Origin of the sequence: Bacillus sp. SIMBA_008 (assembly GCF_046535495.1) — a bacterium.
GTDB lineage: Bacteria > Bacillota > Bacilli > Bacillales > Bacillaceae > Bacillus > Bacillus subtilis.
The window spans coordinates 1-245 of record NZ_JAWRWL010001059.1 but is presented as its reverse complement, the minus strand read 5'-3'; the positions used below and the strand labels follow the sequence as shown (position 1 = coordinate 245).

The 245-nt window shown below is 41.2% G+C and carries 1 protein-coding gene; it reads left to right on the top strand.

Translation table 11 applies throughout. The features are described 5' to 3' along the window. Window positions 1–64 precede the first annotated feature (64 nt). The coding region (locus SB658_RS26665) for a ThiF family adenylyltransferase (RefSeq protein WP_410603508.1) at window positions 65–245 on the top strand (181 nt) is incomplete at its 3' end.

The window sequence follows — 245 nt, the reverse complement described above, 5'->3', positions numbered from 1 at the left end:
AGTGCAAAGAATCGTCCGAAAATTGAAATGTCTTATATAGGAGGATAAGAAAGGGGGCTATCGTATGCAGGAGCGATATTCAAGACAAATATTATTTTCTGGTGTTGGAGAAGAAGGACAGAGAAAAATTAGAGAGAAGCATGTGCTTATTATCGGCGCTGGTGCTCTCGGTGCAGCGAATGCAGAAGCAATTGTTAGAGCAGGTGTTGGCAACATAACAATTGCGGATCGTGATTATGTAGAAT